General features: G+C 71.6%; 16 protein-coding genes. 4 read left to right on the plus strand and 12 right to left on the minus strand.

From position 1 onward, the window contains the following. The first annotated feature begins 247 nt into the window (after nt 1-247). Complete coding sequence (locus tag P3T34_RS39650; protein WP_280671710.1) at nt 248-1,456, plus strand: pentapeptide repeat-containing protein; 1,209 nt, start codon at nt 248-250, stop codon at nt 1,454-1,456. 152 nt (nt 1,457-1,608) lie between these two features. Here P3T34_RS39650 and P3T34_RS39655 read toward each other — a convergent pair whose 3' ends face one another. The 12 genes from P3T34_RS39655 to P3T34_RS39710 form a co-directional block, all read right to left on the minus strand. Next, entirely contained in the window at nt 1,609-1,953 is a 345-nt protein-coding gene (locus P3T34_RS39655) for a hypothetical protein (RefSeq protein ID WP_280671712.1), read from the minus strand. Between the two features lie 301 nt (nt 1,954-2,254). Further along, on the minus strand, nt 2,255-3,415 hold the full coding sequence (locus P3T34_RS39660; RefSeq protein WP_280671714.1) for an NlpC/P60 family protein: 1,161 nt from the start codon (nt 3,413-3,415) through the stop codon (nt 2,255-2,257). After that, nucleotides 3,415-5,811 (minus strand): hypothetical protein, encoded by a 2,397-nt coding sequence (locus P3T34_RS39665; protein ID WP_280671716.1) that lies wholly within the window; start codon nt 5,809-5,811, stop codon nt 3,415-3,417. Before P3T34_RS39665 ends, P3T34_RS39660 begins: the two co-directional genes overlap by 1 nt. Further along, nucleotides 5,808-8,354 (minus strand): ATP-binding protein, encoded by a 2,547-nt coding sequence (locus tag P3T34_RS39670; protein ID WP_280671717.1) that lies wholly within the window; start codon nt 8,352-8,354, stop codon nt 5,808-5,810. The genes P3T34_RS39665 and P3T34_RS39670 overlap by 4 nt, the downstream gene beginning before the upstream one ends. A gap of 3 nt (nt 8,355-8,357) precedes the next feature. After that, nucleotides 8,358-8,981 carry a hypothetical protein gene (locus P3T34_RS39675; protein WP_280671718.1) on the minus strand — a complete coding sequence of 208 codons (624 nt, stop codon included), beginning with the start codon at nt 8,979-8,981 and terminating at the stop codon, nt 8,358-8,360. After that, nucleotides 8,978-9,280, minus strand: coding sequence for a hypothetical protein (locus P3T34_RS39680; protein WP_280671720.1), 303 nt, complete (start codon nt 9,278-9,280; stop codon nt 8,978-8,980). Before P3T34_RS39680 ends, P3T34_RS39675 begins: the two co-directional genes overlap by 4 nt. 27 nt (nt 9,281-9,307) lie before the next feature. Next, nucleotides 9,308-10,390: a conjugal transfer protein gene (locus P3T34_RS39685; protein ID WP_280671722.1), complete on the minus strand. Its 1,083-nt coding sequence runs from the start codon at nt 10,388-10,390 to the stop codon at nt 9,308-9,310. After that, a complete protein-coding gene (locus P3T34_RS39690) occupies nt 10,387-10,647 on the minus strand; it encodes a hypothetical protein (protein WP_280671724.1) in 261 nt (86 codons plus the stop codon). Before P3T34_RS39690 ends, P3T34_RS39685 begins: the two co-directional genes overlap by 4 nt. Before the next feature lie 38 nt (nt 10,648-10,685). After that, entirely contained in the window at nt 10,686-11,306 is a 621-nt protein-coding gene (locus tag P3T34_RS39695) for a hypothetical protein (RefSeq protein ID WP_280671726.1), read from the minus strand. 34 nt (nt 11,307-11,340) lie between these two features. After that, entirely contained in the window at nt 11,341-12,231 is an 891-nt protein-coding gene (locus P3T34_RS39700; protein ID WP_280671728.1) for a hypothetical protein, read from the minus strand. 367 nt (nt 12,232-12,598) lie between these two features. Further along, nucleotides 12,599-13,672, minus strand: a complete 1,074-nt coding sequence (locus P3T34_RS39705) for a hypothetical protein (protein WP_280671731.1) — start codon at nt 13,670-13,672, stop codon at nt 12,599-12,601. A 5-nt stretch (nt 13,673-13,677) separates the two neighbouring features. Beyond that, nucleotides 13,678-15,156 (minus strand): DNA polymerase subunit beta, encoded by a 1,479-nt coding sequence (locus tag P3T34_RS39710; protein WP_280671735.1) that lies wholly within the window; start codon nt 15,154-15,156, stop codon nt 13,678-13,680. Nucleotides 15,157-15,507: 351 nt separating this feature from the next. On the opposite strand from P3T34_RS39710, the gene P3T34_RS39715 reads away from it, so the two are divergent. The 3 genes from P3T34_RS39715 to P3T34_RS39725 all read left to right on the plus strand — a co-directional run bounded on the left by P3T34_RS39715 (nt 15,508) and on the right by P3T34_RS39725 (nt 19,217). Beyond that, the gene (locus P3T34_RS39715; RefSeq protein ID WP_280671737.1) at nt 15,508-16,746 is read left to right on the plus strand and encodes a hypothetical protein; all 1,239 of its coding nucleotides are present in this window, start codon (nt 15,508-15,510) and stop codon (nt 16,744-16,746) included. Nucleotides 16,747-16,756: 10 nt separating this feature from the next. Beyond that, nucleotides 16,757-17,311, plus strand: coding sequence for a GNAT family N-acetyltransferase (locus P3T34_RS39720; protein WP_280671739.1), 555 nt, complete (start codon nt 16,757-16,759; stop codon nt 17,309-17,311). A gap of 307 nt (nt 17,312-17,618) precedes the next feature. Further along, the gene (locus P3T34_RS39725) at nt 17,619-19,217 is read left to right on the plus strand and encodes an IS1634 family transposase (protein WP_280671741.1); all 1,599 of its coding nucleotides are present in this window, start codon (nt 17,619-17,621) and stop codon (nt 19,215-19,217) included. The last annotated feature ends 253 nt before the right edge of the window (nt 19,218-19,470 follow it).

The raw sequence follows: 19,470 nt of genomic DNA on the forward strand, positions 1-19,470 counted from the left end.
ACGCGTACGGCGGGCGCAAGATCAGCGGGTGAGTGTAGGTTCCCGTTCGATCTTGGGCGCGGGGCTCAGTTGACCAGCAGTCATGCCCGCTGTCCCACCGAGATTGCGCATGCCGCGTTCCACTGATCTTGCACTTCCCTCGGCGCCGGTCCCCCGCCTGAGTGCATCCGAGTGGTCTTCCCGCGAAACGACGCCGGGATGGTGTCGAAGTGTCCAGCGCAAACAACCCCTGCGCTGTGCTGTCGATATGCACATCAAGCGGTCAGAAGACTGGAAGCCAAGCCAATACCTGGCACCGGCCGCCCTCATCCTGGTGGTGGGGGCATTCGTCGTAGCGCTGTGGCGGGCCCCCTGGTGGCTCGACCACCAATATCTGAAGGCCGGACTCACGCCGGCCGAGGCGACTACGGTGTCGGGGTTGCGCACCGCACTGGTGGCACTCGGAGCCGGGATCCTGGCCGTCGCCGGATTGTTTTACACCCACCACACCTTGCAGCAGACCCGGATCAGGGACCGCAGCGAGGCAAAACTTGCCCAATCGGGGCAGTTCACAGACCGGTTCGGCAAAGCGATCGGCCAGATGGCCTCGGATAAGCCAGTCGAACAGCTTGGCGGCATCTACGCACTGGAACGGATCATGTGGGACTCGCCCGAGGACCACTCGACAATCGTGGAAGTGCTCGCGGCATTCGTCCGCGGGCAATCCCCTGCGCCAGAGGAGTCCGCCGCATTCGAGCAAACCCTTGAGCAGGCCACCGGATCGAGCCGACGCCCTGCTCGGTTGCTCCCTGCGAGCCTGTCACGGCTGTTCCGGACCGTTTCGCCGATCACGTCTCGGACGGACCCTGCCTTGTCAGACTTCATGCCCCTTCCCATCTGGCACACCATCACCGAGCCGGTACAAGCGGCGTTGACCGTGCTCGGGCGCCGACCCCCGGATCGGCCCGAGCTCTTCCGCCTCAACCTAAGAAACACAGATCTTCGCGGCGCGGTCCTGCACGGGGCCCACCTTGAGGCCGCGGACCTGACCGGGGCCCACCTGGAGGGCGCGACGCTGGACGGGGCCCACCTGGAGCATGCGACGCTGGGCGCGGCTTACCTGCGGTACACGACCCTGAGCGAGGCCCATCTGGAGCACGCGGACCTGGGCGGGACCCATCTGGAGCACGCGATCCTGAGCGAGGCTTACCTGAGAGGAGCGGACCTCCGCTTTGCCAACCTGAAGGCCGCGGACCTGACCGGGGCCCATCTGGAGGACACGGACCTGACGATTCCAAACCAGCCCAGCGCGTACTTGGGCGGGAGGACCCACAACCACTCCTTGACCGTTGACCAACTTGTGGCTGCACGTCCCTTCAAGAACACCCGACTGCCAGCGGATCTGGCGGCCGATCGTCGGGTCATGGCACGGGTGGCGGAGGTAGAAACGGACCAGCCCGATGGGCTTCCGAAATAACCGAGGGTGTTCCTGCTCCATGTAGTGGGTTCCACTCGTAATCTTGATTCAGCTTCAGAGCGTGGTGGTGAACCGGGTGGTGTTCGGTGGGATCGGGCCGGGGATGCAGAAACAGACGGCGTCCTCGTCCCAGAAGCAGCGAACCCAGCGTGTCACTGGTTCACCGTGTCGAAGGGCTCGTCGTGCCAGCGCCAGCCGGCTGTGCCGCCGTCGTGGATGTGCAGCATGAACTCAGCGACCGGGCTGCCGTCGGGAAACGTCATGGTGAGCACACTGCGCATTCGGAAGTAGCACGCGTCGATCTGCTCCCAGTCTTCCTCGTCGACAGCCCGTTCCTGCTCCGCGAAGAGCGGACGGAACTCTTCAAAGCCGGGAAGTGTCTCGACGTCGGCGTGTATCCAGGGCCAATCGGCGCCGGTCACAGCCAGCCGGGCAATCTCTTGGCCACCGTGGTGGAGCCGCCAGATACTGCCGGTGGCCAGGTTCGGGTTGGTCATACCCCCCATGATGGCGATCACCGCTGACAAGCAGGGAGTGAGATCACGGAACGACCGTCACGGGTCTGGTGAGACCGGCCAGATCAGATGAGACTCAATCCAGCATGAAAGGTGAAAACCGGGCACAGCCGGCCACGCTCGCCGGGAATCGGTCGACTACCGCCTGAGACAGGTGAGAAGCCACCAGGTCCCGTGAGACCGGACAATAGACGAACTCGCAGTCCCACTGATCTTGCGCATGCGCAACTTAGGCGCAGAATCAGTGGGAAAGCGCAAAGTGAAATGGGAACCTACAGGCCGATCAGCTCGCCACTACCCGCCGCACGGCGAGGACAGTGCCGTGGGTGGCCACCTCGACGACGTCGACCACCGCTCCGGTGTGCGGCGCCTGCACCAGAAGTCCTTGGCCGATGGCCATGGCGACGTGCCCGGGCTGGGCGACTGTTCCCTCCGTGAAGACGAGGTCGCCTGGGCGCAGCGCGGCGGGGTCGACCGGGACGGCGGTCCCCTGATTGACCTGGTCGTAGGTGGTCCGTTCCAGGGTGATGCCGGCGACGCCGTAGGCGCGCTGCACCAGGGACGAGCAGTCGCACCGCCCGGCCGGATCGCTGCCGTGGGGATTGGTGCACTGCCCGCCCCACTGGTAGGGCGTGCCGAGTTGGCCGAGCGCCCACTGGATCGCGGTATGCACCGCGACAGGCGTGTCCTGGGGGATGGTGTAGCCGGCCGGGAGTGTGCCGGGTGGGATCGTCCCGGCGGCGGCCTGGTCCGGCGTAGTGCACCCGCCAGCACTCCACGGGGCCGTGCCGCCGGGTGGCGGTGCGGTAGCCGGCTGGCCGAGTGTGGGGGCGATGGCCTGCTGCAGTGCGGTCGCGAGCGGCTCGTGCGGGGCGTAGGCGTCGGGGTGGCCGGAGAGTTGCACCTTCTGGGCGGCGTCGGTGAGCGGCAGTTGCTCCCAGCCGGGCACGGCGAGCAGTGCGGTGTAGAACCTGGTGCTCGCGTAGACGGGGTCGTTGATCTGCTGCGCGGTGCCCCAGCCCTGGGAGGGGCGTTGCTGGAACAGTCCGACGGAGTCCCGGTCCCCGCTGGGGCGGTTGCGCAGGTCGGATTCCTGGAGCGCGGTGGCGAGCGCGATGATCTGGCCGCGGGCCGGGACGTCCAACTGGACGCCGGTCGCCACGATGGTCTTGGCGTTGGGGAGCTGCTCGCCCGGCACGTCCAGGCCCGGCACCTGGACGCTGGCGGGGGAGCCGTTCAGCGCCTGGCCGACCTGCTGGGTGAGTTGGGCGGTGTCGGCATCCGTCAGCGTGGCGCCGGGGCAGGGCGCCCGGGCCTGCCGGGCTTTGTCGGCCTGGTCCTGGGCGAGGCCGGCGGCGTGGGCGGCGACCACGGCGGTCAGGACCAGGCCGAGGACGAGCAGGAGGGCTGCGCCGCCGAGCAGGCGGCCGGTGCGCGTGATCATCATCGGCGCCTTGGCGGGGTGCGGCGGGGAGGGAGTGGCACGCGGCCGAAGTTCTCCCAGTCCAGGGCCATCCTCGCGCGCGGTGCCGGTGCCGGTGCCGGTGCCGGTGCCGGTGCCGGTGCTGGTGCTGGTTCGCGGGCCGGGGGCGGGGGCGGGGTGCGGCGGTTGACGACGGGGGTGGTGCGGGGGGTGGGCCGGTTCACGCGGCCGGGTCGATTTGCCTGACCCGACGTGTCGGCTTGCAGGGCGCGGTCCAGCCGCCGGCGCAGCTGTTGCTGGCGCGCGGATGCGGCCGGCTGGGCGGGCACCTGACGCGGGTTCGGCGCCGCGGTCGGCTGGGCGGGTGCGGTCGGCTGGGGCGGGTGCGCGGGGCGTGGTGGGTAGGCGGGCGGTGGCGGGGTCTGCGGGGCCGACGCCGCGGGCCCGGGCCCGGGACCTGGTGTCGGTGTCGGTCGGGGGCGGCCTGCTGGTCGGGCGGTGGGAATGGGGGCGTGGCGGGTTCGGCCGCCGGTGGCGAGGCGGGACATGAGGGCGGTGGCGCCGATGGACTGGGGCATGGCGTAGCCGATCGCGGCCAGCGGGTTTCCGGCGGCGAGGGAGGCGCCGGCCATCGCGGAGCGGACCAGGACGCGGGCCGCGGTGCGGGCGACGTGGGGGTGCTTGGCGACGGTGGCGGAGGCCGGGGCGGCGAAGACGCTGCCGCCGGTGCCGCCGATCCGGCCGGCGGACATCTTGGTGCGCCAGGCGGCGGCGATGTGGCGGGAGCGGTCGGCGAGCTTGCGGCGCTGGCGGAACGTGGCGATGGCCACGACGTCGACCGCCAGGAATCGCAGCGTCAGCTCCTTGCCCCCGTCGTCCTGGGTGGGGGTGAGAACCGCCTGGACGATGACGATGAAGACGGCCAGCGCGATGACGCTGGTGAGCATCTGCGCCAGCGAGCGCAGGACGGAGGAGCACCAGTTCCACAGCCAGCTGCGCCCCGCGCCCGGGATGGTGCCGGCGACCAGGGCGGTCTCGCCGCGGATGGCGTCCCAGGCGATGCGGGCCTGGGCGGTGAGGAAGGATCCGGCGAGCGCGGTGATGAGGGCGGTGACGATGAGGGCGGCGATCAGCAGGAACAGGGCACCGCCGACCTTGTCGAGGCTGGCCGTCTTCGCGGTCGTGACGTCACCGCTCACACACTTCTTCTCGAACGCCTGCATGGGTGGGTCGCCATAGTGGTCGGCGGCCCAGGAACTTGTGAGGTTGAGCAGGGAGCCGCTCCCGGAGACGAGTAGTCCACCGATCAGCGGCACGGAGTCGCCGATGCCGCTGGTGGCCTTCTTCACCTTGGCGTTCTGGTCGGCCACGGCCTGGTCGTAGGCGAGCTGGGAGATCCTGCTGGTGGTGTAGGCCGTCGCGCAGTCGCCGTCGAAGACCTGGCCGTACTGGAGCAGCATCGCGGGCTGGACGATGAAGGAGTCGGTGAGCGCGTCAGTGAGCGGGCGCGCCAGGTCGGCGCCGGTGGCCTGGGCGGGGACGCTGTTCTGGGCGGAGGGGTTGGCCTGCAGGATCGCGTCGGCGACCTCCAGCGCGAGTCCCCGGGCGGCGGCGATCGCCCCGTGGTCGGTACCCAGGAGCAGCGCCGGGGGCGAGGCGAGCAGCGTGGTGGTGAGCGCGGCGATGAGGATCGACAGCGCGGCATCCCCCCAGCCGCGGGCCCGGTCACCGGAGAAGACCCTGGCCACGCACACGAGCGCGCACACGGCCATGGCCAGCGAGGGCAGGCCCATCTCGACGACGACGCGGGTGTGCAGGGACGTGGCGACCGACAGGACCGGCGTCAGCAGGACTTTGGCCAAGCCGAAGGAGAGAGACCAGGCGATCAGCCAGCAGCTGAAGGCGATCAGCCACTTGGTTGCCATGAAGCACAACTCGGTCAGGAGGTTGTAGATGCCCAGGTCCCAGTCGGTGATGCCGCCGGTGTCGCTCTTGACGGTGTAGGCCTCGATCGGGATCCCGGCGCGGTCCGTGACGTTGAAAGCGGACAGGACACCGCCCTGCGAGGGCAGCAGTTTGCGCAGCTGCTCGGTCCTGGCGGCCAGCGCCGCGTCCTGCTGCTCTGCGGTCAGCTTCTCGCCCTGCTCACGCAGGATCTCCTGGAGCAGTGCCTGCTGTTCGGGGCTGGGCGTGTCCTGCCTGCCCGCCACGGGCATTGGCGCCGGCACGGTGGCCGGGGCCGTCGGGTTCGGCGAGGACGACGCGGCGGCGGCCGGCGGGGCGGGGTCGGCCCAGGCGGGCGGGGAGGTGAGCAGGGTGGCGGCGGTGGCCGCGAGCGCGGCCACTAGCACGGCCGTGCGCAGCGGCCGGGGGCCGAGCTGGCGAAGGTGCGACCACCAGGTCCGGATCCTGGTCATGCTGCGGCCTGGTAGTCGCCGGGGGTGGTGTGGATGGTCTGGGTGATGGCTTCGTCGAGGGGGATGAGGACGCGCATGAGGCCGATCCGGGTGGCGAGGTCGTGGTAGAGGCATTCGCCGGCCCGGGCGAGCTTTTCCTCTTTTGGCAGGTCGATCGGGGACAGGCCGGTGGTGACCAGGTCGAGCAGGCCGCGGTCGCTGGCATCGGCGCCGAGGAACGCCAACGCCCGCTGCGCCAGGTCGCGGTTGGTCTGGCGGAAGACCAACCGGTGGGGGATAAGGCCCCTGATCACGGCGCCCTTCTCGTTGTCGGAGGGGCCGATGTCGTAGGGGTCGTGGGAGGCGAGGTAGGCGGCGGCGCGGTGCTTGCGGCCGTCGCGGATCAGCTCCAGCAGCAGGTCCAGGCCCTCGTCGCTGCTGGTGAGCCACCAGCACTCGTCGAAGACGGCGACGCCGAACTCCTGCTGGTCCTCCATGACGCTCTCTCGCGCGACGGCGGCGACCAGGTACATGACCGCCCGGCCCATGACCTTCTCGAACTCCAGGCGCTCGATGCGGTGATTGGAGGCGAGTTCGGCCTTCTTGGGCAGCTGCAGGGCGTTGACGGCGAAGACCACGCTGTCGGCCCTGCGGGTGTCGACGACCGGCAGTGCATCGTCGAAGACGACCCGGGACAGGTCCTTGCGTGCGACCGCGTTCAACTTGCGGGCCAGCGTCTTCGCGGCCACATCATCAGCACCACGCACCGTCAGCTCCTCCACCAGCGCCCGCATCGAGGGCGCCGGCCGCTCCAGCACGGCCTGGACCGCCTCCGACAGCGCGACCCCCTCCAGTTCCATCGGCCGCACACCCAGCAGAAGCGTCAGAAAGCTCTCGCAGAATCGGGCCGCCTTCTTCGGGCTGTCCGCCACGAAGAGCCTCAGCGGGTCGAGGCTGACCTCCGCCCGCTGATCGATCCTGATGACCTGGGTGGTGCCCGGGCAGGACTGCGCGAAGCGCACCCACTCCTCCTCCTTGGTGCGGTCCACGATCACCGCCCGGCCGCGCGAGCCCGACAGGTCGGCCCGGCGACCGGTGGCGAGGACGTTGAAGACGGCAGCCTTCATCGCCACCGACTTGCCCGCGCCGGGCTCGCCGAGGAACGCCATCGACGCGCTCGTGTTCTCCCGGGGCCCCCGGGCCGGGTCGACCAGCACGGGGCGGGCGCCGCCGGAGGCGAGCTGCAGACCGAACAGCGGGCCGTGCTCGTCACCCAGCTGCGAGCCGCACCAGGGCATGGCCATCGCGAAGTCCCGCGCGAGCAGCGTCTGCGCGTAGCCGAGCAGCACCCTGGGGGTGCGGCAGCCGGGCAGCATCGCCTGCCACAGGCTGGTCTGCTCGCCCACCGGACGGGAGAACGTGTAGTCGGTGGCGCCGAAGTCGCTTGCCAGCTGGGCGGCGCGCTCCTGCGCCTCGTCCGCAGCGGCGCCCCAGACAGCGAGGGTGACCATGGCCCGGACCTCGACTTCGCGCGCGGAGGCGGTCAGCCGCTCCCGGTACTCGTCGTTGTCGGCCACGTGCTGCGTCACCGTCGCCGGGGGGCCGGCCGGGTCGCCCTCGTACTCGGCGACCTGCGCGCGCAGGTGCCGGGCCCGGCGGCGGGTCTTCGCCTCTGCCTTCACACCGGGGGTGACGACCAGTCGGGCCGCCCAGTCGACGGGGTAAGCGAGGTCGTCGAGCTGCTGCAGGTAGGCCGCCCCCGGGAGCGCGAAGGCCTCCGGCATCTCGGACAACGCCAGGAGCGCCTGGTAGGAGTCGCCCCACTCGCTGGACACCTGCAGGAAGCGCCGCTTGAACGGGCCGGTGGGAGCAGCGCGCCGACCGCCGGCGCCGTCGGTGCAGCCCTCGGCGAGCACCACCTCGTTCAGCGCGGCGACCGTGCGACCGCGACCGCGCATCGCCGGTTCGGTGCCGTCCGGCAGCAGCGGCTCGATGAGGCCGCGCCGGGCGCTGTGGCCGTAGATCCACAGGATCTCGGCCTCCGTGGCGGGGCGCATGGCCACCCCGGTGGGCCACTGGGCGTGCATCCGGCGGGCCTGCCCGGTGCGCCGCTCGATCTCGGCGGCGGTGATCGCGGCGGGCAGCAGACCGAACTGCAGGTCCAGCTCCGCCGTCGCGGCGGACCAGACCGAGGCCACGGCGTCACGGCGGTTGAGCGCGGGCAGCGGGACGGCCAGCCAGTCCGTGCGGCCGGTGAGCTCCATCGCCTCCAGCTCGTCCAGCACGGCGTGGCCGAGCCGGTCGTAGCGCGGGCTCGCCGCGAGGTCGACGTCGGCGACCATGGCGCGCACCACGGCGACGGGGTCGACCTGCGGGCACAGGCTCAGCAGCATCGGCTCCCCGACCAGCGCCTTGACCAGCGACTCCAACGCCTGAAGCCGGGCCCTCTTCGCGGCAGAGGGGGCGTGGGAGTAGTTGCTGGCGGCCACCCGCCAGATCGCCCAGCAGGCCCCGTGCGTCGTCCAGACGATGTTGCCGGCGACGTGCCGGACGGGCAGCTTCATGGCTCAGTCCCCCAGGTGAGTGGTGCGGCGGGCGAGGAGGGCCTGCACCCCGGACGCGACCGGGGCGCCGGCCGGTGCGGCGGGACGCGCTTCGGCCCGGGGCGCCGCGGAACCGGGTGCCTGCCCGACCTGGACAGTGCCTCCGGCCACGGCGCGGATTGGGACCTCGGTGGTTTCGGCGGTCGTGCTGCTGCGGGCCGGTGTGGTGCCGATGCCGACCAGGGCGTGGCAGCGCACCGGCCGGGCCGGGCGCACGGGCCGGCCGTGCAGACGGCCCGCTCCTGGTGCGGCGAGCATCGCCAGCACGCTGGCGGCTGCGGCGAGCGGGTTGCGGCCGTCGATGTGCAGGTGCCGCAGTGCGAAGGCCGACCCGAACGGCGCACCGACCAGCACGACCGCATCCGCCAGGCCGTGCCCGCCCCAGACCGGACGGGACAGCACGAGCAGGACGACGGTGGCGACCATCGCGCCGAGCTGAGTGATCGTGTACGGGCCGCCGATCAGGCGCAGGTTGCGCCCGTCGCCGCCGCGCACGACACCGACCACCAGCGGGCTGCTGCGGGCCTTGGTGTAGCAGCGTCCGATCAGCTCGGGCTCGACGTCGACCGGCGCGGCCCCCGCGCTCACTGGTCGCCGCCCGTCTGCGCCGGCCCCGACGTGGTCCCGCCGCTGTACTGGGTGATGTCGACGGTCGCCTTGCTACTGAGGACGCCCATGTTGGCCGACAGCCCCCACACGACCGCGGCCAGGATGACCGCCCCGATCGTCGGCCCAGGGCTCTTCGTCCTGACGCCGACAACGAGGACGAACATCCCGCACAGCACCGGGATGAGCACGGTGAAGATCAGGCTCTTGGTGTCGTTGCCGAGCCCGGTGAAGGTGGCGATCCACCCCGTGGCGCCAACGGCCAGGACAGTGGTGCTCATGACGATCTCCTTCGATGTGAGGTGGGGTCAGGAAGAGGGGGAGGCAGGAGCGACGAGCCCGTGGGTGGCTGCCTCGGCGGGGGCGCCGTCCAGGGAGGCGATCTCCCAGCGGCCGGCCCGGGCCCGCAGGGTGAGGGCGTAGGTGAGCGGAACCCGGACCCCGTCCGCCCCGGCGGCACGCAGCACGACCAGCAGCCGCAGCCGCGTCCCGTCGCCCGGCACTCCCGTCACCGGATCGCCGTCCTGCTCGCCTTCGACGGCCAGCTGGTCGACAGTCAGCGCGGTATAGGGGGCCGGGCTGATCGCCGTCAGCCGGGTGCCCGGGGCGAGGTAGCGCTCCAGCCCGCCGGCGCCGGTCAGGTAGGCCGCCAGACCCGCCGCGGCGACCTGGGTCAGCGGGTCGCCGGGCAGTGCGGGCCGCATCGGCCCGTACACCAGCGCCGGAGCCTGAACCAGCGACGGCCCGGCGACCTCGGCCGGCATCGCCAGCGCCACATACCCCAGCGCCCCGCCCCCGGCGGGAGCGGTCGCCACCGGCACCTGAAAGTAGTGCACCGACCCGGCCACCGCGGGCGGGGTCGTCGCCGTGCCGGTACCATCGACCGCCGGGGAGGCCGAGCCGGCGGTGGGGGTGATGCGGGCGGCGACCGTCACCGACCACACGTCCCGGTCGGTCTGACGCAGCCGCACCACGGCCAGCTGGTCGCCGCTGCGCCGGCCAGGTGCGCCTTCGAGGCGCAGGTCGGTGGCGCCGGGGTAGAAGGCGGCGAGCTTGGCCTGGTCGCCGTCGCCCGCCGAGATGAACGCGGCGACGAAGAGCTGGGCGAACCCCGCCGCTCCCTGCGAGCCGGCGGTCGGTGCGCTCGCCGGGGACTGCGGCCTGCCCGGGCCGGCCGAGGCCGGGCGGGACAGCAGGGCGGCGGAGCCGAGCAACGGGCCCAGCAGCATCAGACCCCACGCCGCCCAGCGCAGCAGCACCGCCGCGTTCGCGGTCGCGCCGGTCGACCACGACCAGCCACCCGCACCCTCCTCCTCCCACCCCTGCTCGTCCTCGTCCTCTGCCGCATCCGCCGGGGCGCTCGGCTGCCAGCGGTTCAGCAGGCCCTTCACTCCGCACCGGCGATGTGTCGGCCCGTCAGCTCGGCGATCCGCCGACGCAACTGCGCCTCACCGCGCTGCTGCAGCACGAGCAGGGAGGCGAGGACCGGGGCAGCCTCGTTGTCGAGGAAGACGCGCAGGCGGTCGTGGGTGTCGGTGTCGAAGGGGCGGTGGACCAGGGCTGCGCCCAGTCCGATGAGCAGGCGCTGGGCGCGGGTGACGCGCTCCTCGTCCGCATCGAGGCGCGCGGTGGCGCTCGCGGTCGTCATGTCCGGGGTTCTCCTTCTCCGGTCGGGGTGATGGGGTATCAGGCACCCGCATACGGGAAATGGGGGAGGTAGACGCGGTCGCCGCCTGCGGCGTGGTCGTCCAGCGGACGAGAGGCTCGCGGGACCGCCAGCGCGGCAAAACGGGGTGCGGGTTCGGCGAGGCCGAGGCGGGCGGCGTGCGCGAGCAGCTCCCACGCATCGCGGCTGTACGAGTGGCCGGCACCGAAGGCCAGTACGGAGCGCTCCACCAGCACCGCCGCCCGGGCGGCGCCAGCGGCTGCGCTGTCCGCGCGGGCGGCGCGGGCGGCCTCGTACTCCCGGCGGTACCACTCAGGCGGCACCGAGATGGCGACCACGGCGGCGGGCCGGGCCCGCCAGATGCGCTCCTCGCTCAGCTGCGCTGCGTCCGGGCGACGGCGCAGCGCCCGGACGGTCCGGCAGACCAGTGGGACCGGCCATAGCACGACCACCGCGCTCCACACGGCGGCGGCCGCCACCGCGGCGGCAGGGCCGGTGCCGATCTCCCGGTGGTGGATCGGCACCCGGGTGTCGCTGATCCCGGTGAGCGCCAGGTAGGTCGTACCGGCCGTAAGGTGGCAGAGCACACCGAGCGCGAGCAGGCGCCCCGCAGGGCTCAGGGCGAGATGGAGCAGCAGCATCCGAGGTCTCCTCGATGAGTTGGGTGAGGGGCGGTCAGGCGTTGGTGGCCGGGCGCGGCCTGTTCTTGAGTGCGTGGACGGCGCGCGAGCGGCGGCGCTGCCAGGCGCCCGCGGTGGTGCCGGCCCGTGCGGCGGCCGCAGCGTCCGGCAAGGGAGTGGTGGTGTAGTGCCAGGCGACGGCGCGGGCGTCGGCGGGCGAGATGGTGCCGCCCTCCAGCGCCTCCAAGAGCAGCTCCAGCAGCTCCAGCCGGGCACCGGCCGCCTCCTGCTCACTGCCGGGCACGGGGTCCAGGCCGGCCGCCGCCGCGGCAGCGAGAACGTCGCGCTGGCGGGCGAGGCCGGCCGGGCCGGGCCCGACGTCGGCCACGTACTCGCCGAGCGCGAGATCCTCGCCCCGCTCTTCTCGGTCGGCGGCCAGCTCGCGGCAGACCTGCTTCAGCGCGTCCAGCAGCAGGTTGGCGGCGGGCCGCCCCGGACGGGGGTGGATCCGGCCGGAGCAGGCCCGCTCGTACAGCGCGGAGACCACGAGGACAGCGACGTCGTCGAAGGTGCGCCCGCCGAAGGGCAGGGCCTGGCTGCGGGTCATGCGGACCGCGGCCGGGACCATGGCCTGCACCACGATCCGCGCGGCCAGCGCCGCCACCGGGCCGCGGCCGGCGGCCCGCTCCAGGAGCGCTCGCAGCACGGCGTCGGCCAGCGCGTCGGACAGGGCGCCGCCGCCGGGCCGCAGGGCGGCCAGCAGCAGCTCGGGACCCAGAGCACTGACCCAGGAGCCGGTCGCGGCGGCGACACCGGCGTCCAGGTGGTCGGCTGCCAGCCAGCCGGACACCGCTGCCCTCACGGAGACGTCCGCGCACAGCGCTGCCCAGTCGGCGTCCAGGCGGTCGAAGATCCCACCGGCGCAGCGGGGGTACAGGTCGATCACGGCACATCTCCTCTCGGATCTCGTGCCGTGAACTCTCCTCACCCGGGCTTGCCCGGGGGCTTGCCCAACCCCCGAAAACACCAGGTGGTGGGCTTGCCCATCTCAAATTTTGGCTGGGCAAGCCCCCGTGGGCAAGCCCATCACCTGGTGGGCAAGCCCCGGGCCGAACCTCCGCGGACAACAGCGAAGCGCCGCTCCACCCCGGTTGGCAGGGTGGAGCGGCGCTTCACGAGCAGGTGCCGCACCAAGCTGTCTGCGGCAATGCCGTCGTGAGGACCTGACGCTGTCGGGGGGATCTTGGTGCCGCTGTTTGAAGCGTGACCATCGGCGGCGGCCGTATCGCGTGGGCATGGGGTCGTTGCGCCCGTCAGATCTCCGGCACGGTGGTGGTGATGATGACCGGGCGGCCCTGGCACAGGCCGAGAAGCCCGGCTTCCAGGCGTTCGGCGAGCAGCCGCATCTGCCGGTCCGTCAGGTTCCGCAGGGCGGCGCGCAGGCGGAGCAGGTCGGTGCGAGCGCCATCGGAGAGCCACGGGAGGGCGTCGAGGCTGCCGTGGACGTCCGCGCTCGCCAGCAGGCGGGGGCGGGTCCAGGCGGGCGGGGTGTCCGCGCTGCCGGTGAAGGCGGTGGCTAGGTCGCGGTAGGCGGCGTCGGCGGTGGCGTGCAGGGAGCGCAGCAGTGCGCGGCAGTGCGCGGTGGTGAGGAAGTCCCAGCCGGGCAAGGTCAGCTTGAGGCCGATCGGCAGGCCGAGGGCGGCGTCGCGGGTGAGGTTGGGTGCCAGGAGCTGGCAGCCGGGTGGGAGCGGGGTGGTGTGCAGGGCGTCGGCCATGACGCGGTGGGCGAGGTGCGCGACGGGGTCGATGAGGGAGCGGCGGGTGGTGGCGTCGGTGATCTCGGCCAGGCGCACCGGGTGGACGGTGGCGCGCACAGGGGCGGTCCAGCAGTTGAGGTGCAGGTGGAGGCGCTTGTCCCACCACTGGCCGTTGTCGCGGTCGATGGTGGGGTCGTGGTTCCAGCCGATGCCGAGCTGGCTGCCGGTGAGGCCGAACCGCCTCTGGGCGGCGGGGCTGTGGGTGAAGTCGGCGAAGGCGCGTGCTGCGGCGAGGAGGGCGGCGAGTACGGCGTCGGGGGTGTTGGCGACGTGGGTGCGCAGCACGTCGTCGCGGGCGACGAGCAGCATCAGGTCGTAGAGGGCGTGCGGGAACGCCTTGTCGATCGCGGCGAGCCGCTCGACCTGCCCGGCCACCGGGATCTCACGGAGAATGAACGGCCGGTAGTGCTCCCGGTATCCGCTCAGGTTGCGCAGCTCCTCGGGCGGGTCGGGCAGGCGGGGCGCGGGCAGGCCGGGGTTCACGGGCAGGTCCCAGGCGGCGTCCGGGTAGAGGTGGTCGAGGGTGGCCGTCCGGGAGGACACGGCCGGGCGGGGGAGTGTGGTCGTCATCGCTGTCACCTGCGGGCGGTGTCGGCGAGGGTGGTGCGCTGGCCCCGGCCGGTGGCGGCGATGGCCCGGCCGGCGGCGATGCCCATCATGGCGGCCTGGACGACGCCCTGGGCGATGCCGGCGCAGTCCCCGACTACGTAGACAGGCAGGTCAGGCACCTTGCAGTCGGCGTCGATCCTCGGCTTCTCCCAGAGGAACTCCATCTCGGGCCCGACCACCAGGACGTCGTCCACCAGGTCGTCGACGGCCAGCTCGCGGCCGGAGTGGGCGAGGATCGAGTCCATGAACCGGCGCAAGCCCGCGACGAGACTGGCGTGCTCGGCGTCGGTGAACAGCTGGTCGACGCGGCCGACCGACAGGTCCATCACCGAGGGCTGGAACGGCATCCGGCTCTCCAGCCCCAGCCAGGTGGCGCGGTCGCCGGTGCGCTGTAGGAAGCCCCGCAGGCTCTGTGCGAACGGACGGCCACTGGCGAGCCGGCGGTAGGTGGCGATGAAGGAGTCCCGTGCCTGCAGGGCGTTGCCGCGGCCCTGCACCTGGCAGAGCAGACCGAAGTTCGACGCCAGCGACCGGTTGCCGCGCTCGCGCTCGGTGGTCTCGTGTCCGTCGAGGGTGATGATCGACTCCCCGAAGGCGTCCTGGTAGTTCGTCAGCTTGATGCGCCCGCCGTTGGGGCCGCCGCAGAAGCAGAACGACTTGATCTTCTGGGCGTGGTCGAGCTGGGAGACCTTGAGATCGGGGTGCTCCTCGCCGATCGCCTCCAGCAGCTCGGCGGCCATCTCCAGGCGCACCCCGATCGAGATGTCCGGCAGATCGGTCGGCACTGCGAGGTTCTGCAGCAGGGCGGTGGTGGAGGTGACGCCGCGCCTTCCGGTGGCCAGCACCAGGTGGTCGCAGGTGACCTGCTGCTCGCCGCGGGCGGTGCGGACGGTGAGCGCCAGGCCGTCACCGTTGGGCCTCGCGGCAGCCAGCTCGGCGCTGTGCCACAGCTCGACGGCGGGTGCCAGCAGGTCGTGCCAGCCTCCGATGACGGTGCGCAGGTCACTCTCGCCGAGGACCGCGACCGGGTACTCGCGGATGCGCAGGTGGTTCGTGGCGAAGGCGTGGATCGCCCTGTCGGTGAGGTTCTCACCCATCAAGGGGGGCTTGGTGGCCAGCGGTTCGGTCAGCCAGGAGAACGCGGTGTCGCACAGTTCCGTTGCGCGGTCGGCGCCCAGGTGCGGGACGAGGCGCCTGCCGGACGGCAGCAGGCTGAGCTTGGCGCCGTCGCCGTAGTGCATGGAGCCGCCGAATCCGCTGACGACGTTGCACAGCCCGGCGCATCCGGTGCACTTGAAGCCCCTGTCGACGGGGCATGGGCGGTGATCGTAGGGGCGGCCGGCCTCTAGGAGCAGGATGTCCGTGCCGGAGTTCGCGGAGACGATGGCGCGGGCGCAGGCCAGCCCGGCCGGTCCGGCGCCCGCGATGACGACGTGCTTGTGCATCGAGATCCCCCAGGGTCTCTTCGACCCGCCCGTGATGGCAGCCGATCAGACGGCAGGCGGGTCACGCTCCGATGGGTGACCGCCCGACATGGCGGTCGGCACCGGCGGATCGCCGCCGGGTACGTGGCATCAGAGAAGCGCTGTCCGGCGAGCTGAAGCGATGTCAGAGGGACTGGAAATTGGGATGAAACTGGCGAGTTGACCGGCAATTTCCGATGCCGCAACCCTGTTGCCAAGCGTGTCCGCTTCGCTACCGTCAGGGATGACGGTCAGGCACGCCAGCAGCTCGGGGGCCCCGGGATGGGAAGACCCAACGACGTTTTCCGGCGACTTCGCGAGGACGAGTGGCAGATGGGCCGAAGCGAAGCCGCCGAATTCCTCGTGAAGAAGTCGATCGAGTTCGGCGACCCCGCCGAGCTCGGTCCCAGAACCATCGCCACCTGGGAGGACGGCACGACCGCCTGCCCGCGCCCCAAGCACCGGCGTCTGCTCCACCAGGTCACCGGCCGGACCATCACCGAGCTCGGCTTCACACCGCCCGCACCACGCGGGGCACGGACCCGGACAACCAATCAGACGACGGGAGGCGACCAGGACATGCGGCGACGAAGCCTCCTTCTCAGTGCCGGAGCCGCCCTGCTCGCAGCCGTCGCGCAGGACACCGCGAGCGCCAGCCCAGCGCTGGGCGGCGACCACCTGCAGGCCGTCCTCGAAGCGGAGCGCGCCCTGTACGCGCAGGACCGCGAGCACGGCTCCGCCGAACTGGGCCGCCAGGCCGCCACCGCACTGCATACCGCGCACACCTGGCTTCGCCAGGGCCGCTACAGCGAGGACATGGGCCGCAACCTCCACTCGGCCACCGGCGCTCTCTCCGTCGCGGCCGGCTGGCTCGCCCTGGACTCCGGCCGCATCCACGACGCCCGCTCCCTGTACACCGAGGCGCTCGCCAGCTCCCGCCAGGCCGAGGACCCCGGCCTGGAGGCCCACGCCTTCGCCTGCCTGTCCCTGCTCGCCCACGCCACCGGCCGCCCCCGCGAAGCCGTCGGCACCGCCCAGGTCGCCCAACGCGCAGCGGCACGCCTCGGCTCCCCCCGCTGGTCCTCACTGCTGGCGATGCGAGAGGCCCGCGGCTGGGCGCTGCAGGGAGACCGCACACTCACCGAAGACGCCCTGGTCCGGGCCTACAACCTCTACTCGAAGGGCCCCAGCGACTCCGACCCCGACTGGCTGGAGTTCTACGTCCCCGCCGAACTGGCCGGCCTGGAGTCGCTCTGCCGCGCCGACCTCGGCCAGCACGAGCGGGCCTGCGCCGGAGCCGAACAGGCCGTCCTGCTGTTCGGCGCCGACCACACCCGCAACCGCTCCCTATACACGGCCGACATCGCACTCCATCATGCGAACAAGCCCAACCCCGACCTCGACGCAGCAACCGACGCCGCCCGCCGAACCCTCGCCTACCTGCCCGACGTCCAATCCGCACGCCTGATCCGCTCCCTGCGCGACATCGCCGGAACACTGCAAGCCCACCGCCAGGTGCCCACCGTCGCCGACTACCTCGACGCCTACCGCGCCGCCGTCCCCGCTGCCTGAAGAGGAAGCCATGAGCGCCCCCGCCACACCCGTGGTCCTACGCCGATACGGCGCCGGCAACGCCGCCGTGCTGGCCGACACACTGACCGACATCTGGGCCGAGGCCCACGCCGACCACGACGACGTCGCCCAAGCCGGCTTCACGTCCGAGACACTGCGCCGCCAGATCGCCGGCCACGCCCGGCGGGACGAATTCACGCTGATCGCCGCCTACGTCGACGGCCAGATCGTCGGCTTCGGCTACGGCTTCCGCTGCGCCCCGGCGTACTGGTACGGCGAGGAACTGCTGCCGTCCATCCCCCTGGAGGCGCGCACCACCGACTCACTCGCCGGGATCTGCGAGCTCGCGGTCCGGCCTGGATGGCAGGGCCAGGGAGTCGGCACCCGACTGCACAGCGCCCTGCTTGAGGCACTCCGGCCGCAGTGGGTTTCCCTGCTGGCCATGCCCGGCGACCGGCCCGCCCAGCGGCTCTACCACCGCCTTGGCTATCAGTACGCCGGACCGTACCAAGCTGGATCGGATGGGCCGGTGCTAGACCTGCTACTTCTTCGCACGGCCTTCTAGCCAGGTGAGCGCGGCGTCGGCACCGGTGAGCTGACCGTCATCACCACCGACTTCCCGGGCCATCAGGTCTGGGTGGCTGTCCAGTACCGCCGCGCCGACGAGCGGTACACGCTCACGGGCACCCCCACCCACTCCACGGCCAAAGCGTCGCCGACTAGCCCCATCCTCCGCACATGACACGTTCGGGTGAATGGTCGGTATGACCGGTGCTTGGGGGCTGGTTGTTCGCTTTGATGGGGGCGTGCCGATATCTCGTTCGCGTCGTTCCCGGGTTCAACGTCCTCGTCTGACGGTGGAGTTGGCTCCCGTGGTGGAGAGGCGTCTGGGCGCTCTGCCTGCCTCTGCCGAGTTTCTGCGCCGGCTGGACGTGGCCGGGATCATCGACGAGCTGTGCCCGATCCGGGATCTGGCCCACCTGACGCACGGGCAGGTCATCGAGGTCCTGGTCGCCAACCGGCTCTCGTGCCCGACGTCGATGGTCCGGGTGGGCGACTGGGCGCGCAAATGGGCCGTCGAGGAGGTCTTCGGCGTGGAGCCCGCACTGCTGAACGACGACCGGCTCGCCCGGGCCCTGGACGCCATCGCACCGCGCCTGGAGGAGATCACCGGCTCGGTCGGCGCGCAGGCCATCGCGGAGTTCGGCATCGACGTCGGGCAGCTCCACTGGGACATGACCTCGATGTCCATGTTCGGCGCCTACGAGGACCAGGAGGACGGATTCCCGCAGGTCAAGTACGGTCACCCCAAGGACCGGCGGGTCGATCTGAAGCAGATCCAGGCCGGGCTGGCCGTCACCCGCGACGGCGGCATCCCGGTCTTCCACCGCGCCTACGACGGCGGCGCCGGCGAGGTCGCCCAGGTCGTCGGCGCGATGAAAGCCCTGCGGAAGATCGCCGACCGCAAGGACTTCCTCCTCGTCGCGGACTCCAAGCTGGTCTCCCACCCGAACATCACCGCGTTGCTGGACGCGAAGGTCGACTTCATCGCCCCGCTCCCGGCCGCCCAGGTGGACGCCGGTGTCTACGCCGCTCTGGACGTGGACCGCGCCGAGCCGGTCAACTACGTCAACGACCGCGACCGCGAGCGGAACACCCCTGCCGACCAGCGCGAGTCTTACCGGGTCCTGGAAGACGTCCACGTCATGGCCGGGCCCCGCAAAAGCGATCCCGTGCACCGGCTGCGCAGGGTCCTGGTCCACTCCACCGGCAACGCCAAGGGACAGCGGGCCGCCCGCACGAAACGCCTGGCCAAGGCCACCGAGGACCTGGACAAGCTGCAACGCTCGGCCGGCGGGCGGTACTACAACACCGCGGCCAAGGTCGAAGCCCGGATCGGTGTCATCGCCAAATCCCGCCGGGTCGCGAACTGCCTGCACACCACCGTCACCACCGACGAGGACGGGCGTCCGTCGCTGGGCTGGACCTTCGATCAAGCCGTCCTGGATGCCCAGGCCGCCGCCGACGGCTGGTACGCGCTGGTGACCCGGCTCACCGCCGAGCAGGCCGACGCCGCCGAAGTGCTCCGGCGCTACAAGGGCCAGGGCGTGGTCGAACGCCGCTACCACGACTTCAAGGGGCCCCTGGCCGTCGCACCGATCTTCCTCGAGAACAACCGCCGCATCACGGCCCTGATCACCGTGATCTGCCTGGCCCTGCTGGTCTTCTGCCTGATCGAACGCCAGGTCCGCCAGGCCCTGGGCCCCGAGCAGACCATGTCCGGCCTCTACCCCGACAACCGCAAGGTCCGCCCCACCGGCCGCATGATCTTCTACCAGCTCGACAGTCTCATGCTCCGACCCGGCACCGCCACCAGCCCACCCACCATCCTCATCAGCCGAGGAGTCGAAGCACACCTGCTCGAACTCCTCGGCATCGACGAAACCCGCCCCCGCTGGCTGGAGACCTAAAACCCCACGTGCGAAGTCACCGACTAGCCGCTGCTGTCCTCCATGGGGCCCTCTGTCACGCGGCTATCGCGCGGAGAAGAGGTGTCGTCGCGCCGGGAGGGCTTGCCCACCCGGCGCGACCTGCGGACTTGAGCGATCCAGTCGAGAGGGGGCTCCAACTCTCGGACCAACCCTCGGTCCAACGGTTCACCACACCATGAAACCAACGGTTCACCACACCATGAAACCAACCCCGTCGCTCAGGGCGCTTCGG

Origin of the sequence: Kitasatospora sp. MAP12-44, from assembly GCF_029892095.1 — a bacterium.
In the GTDB taxonomy this organism is placed as follows: Bacteria; Actinomycetota; Actinomycetes; order Streptomycetales; family Streptomycetaceae; genus Kitasatospora.

Bases quoted from the DNA above. Each gene is read 5' to 3' on its own strand.
- P3T34_RS39650 (WP_280671710.1), top strand. From the start codon at position 248: ATGCACATCAAGCGGTCAGAAGACTGGAAGCCAAGCCAATACCTGGCA.
- P3T34_RS39655 (WP_280671712.1), bottom strand. From the start codon at position 1,953: ATGACCAACCCGAACCTGGCCACCGGCAGTATCTGGCGGCTCCACCAC.
- P3T34_RS39660 (WP_280671714.1), bottom strand. From the start codon at position 3,415: ATGATCACGCGCACCGGCCGCCTGCTCGGCGGCGCAGCCCTCCTGCTC.
- P3T34_RS39665 (WP_280671716.1), bottom strand. From the start codon at position 5,811: ATGACCAGGATCCGGACCTGGTGGTCGCACCTTCGCCAGCTCGGCCCC.
- P3T34_RS39670 (WP_280671717.1), bottom strand. From the start codon at position 8,354: ATGAAGCTGCCCGTCCGGCACGTCGCCGGCAACATCGTCTGGACGACG.
- P3T34_RS39680 (WP_280671720.1), bottom strand. From the start codon at position 9,280: ATGAGCACCACTGTCCTGGCCGTTGGCGCCACGGGGTGGATCGCCACC.
- P3T34_RS39690 (WP_280671724.1), bottom strand. From the start codon at position 10,647: ATGACGACCGCGAGCGCCACCGCGCGCCTCGATGCGGACGAGGAGCGC.
- P3T34_RS39695 (WP_280671726.1), bottom strand. From the start codon at position 11,306: ATGCTGCTGCTCCATCTCGCCCTGAGCCCTGCGGGGCGCCTGCTCGCG.
- P3T34_RS39705 (WP_280671731.1), bottom strand. From the start codon at position 13,672: ATGACGACCACACTCCCCCGCCCGGCCGTGTCCTCCCGGACGGCCACC.
- P3T34_RS39710 (WP_280671735.1), bottom strand. From the start codon at position 15,156: ATGCACAAGCACGTCGTCATCGCGGGCGCCGGACCGGCCGGGCTGGCC.
- P3T34_RS39715 (WP_280671737.1), top strand. From the start codon at position 15,508: ATGGGCCGAAGCGAAGCCGCCGAATTCCTCGTGAAGAAGTCGATCGAG.
- P3T34_RS39720 (WP_280671739.1), top strand. From the start codon at position 16,757: ATGAGCGCCCCCGCCACACCCGTGGTCCTACGCCGATACGGCGCCGGC.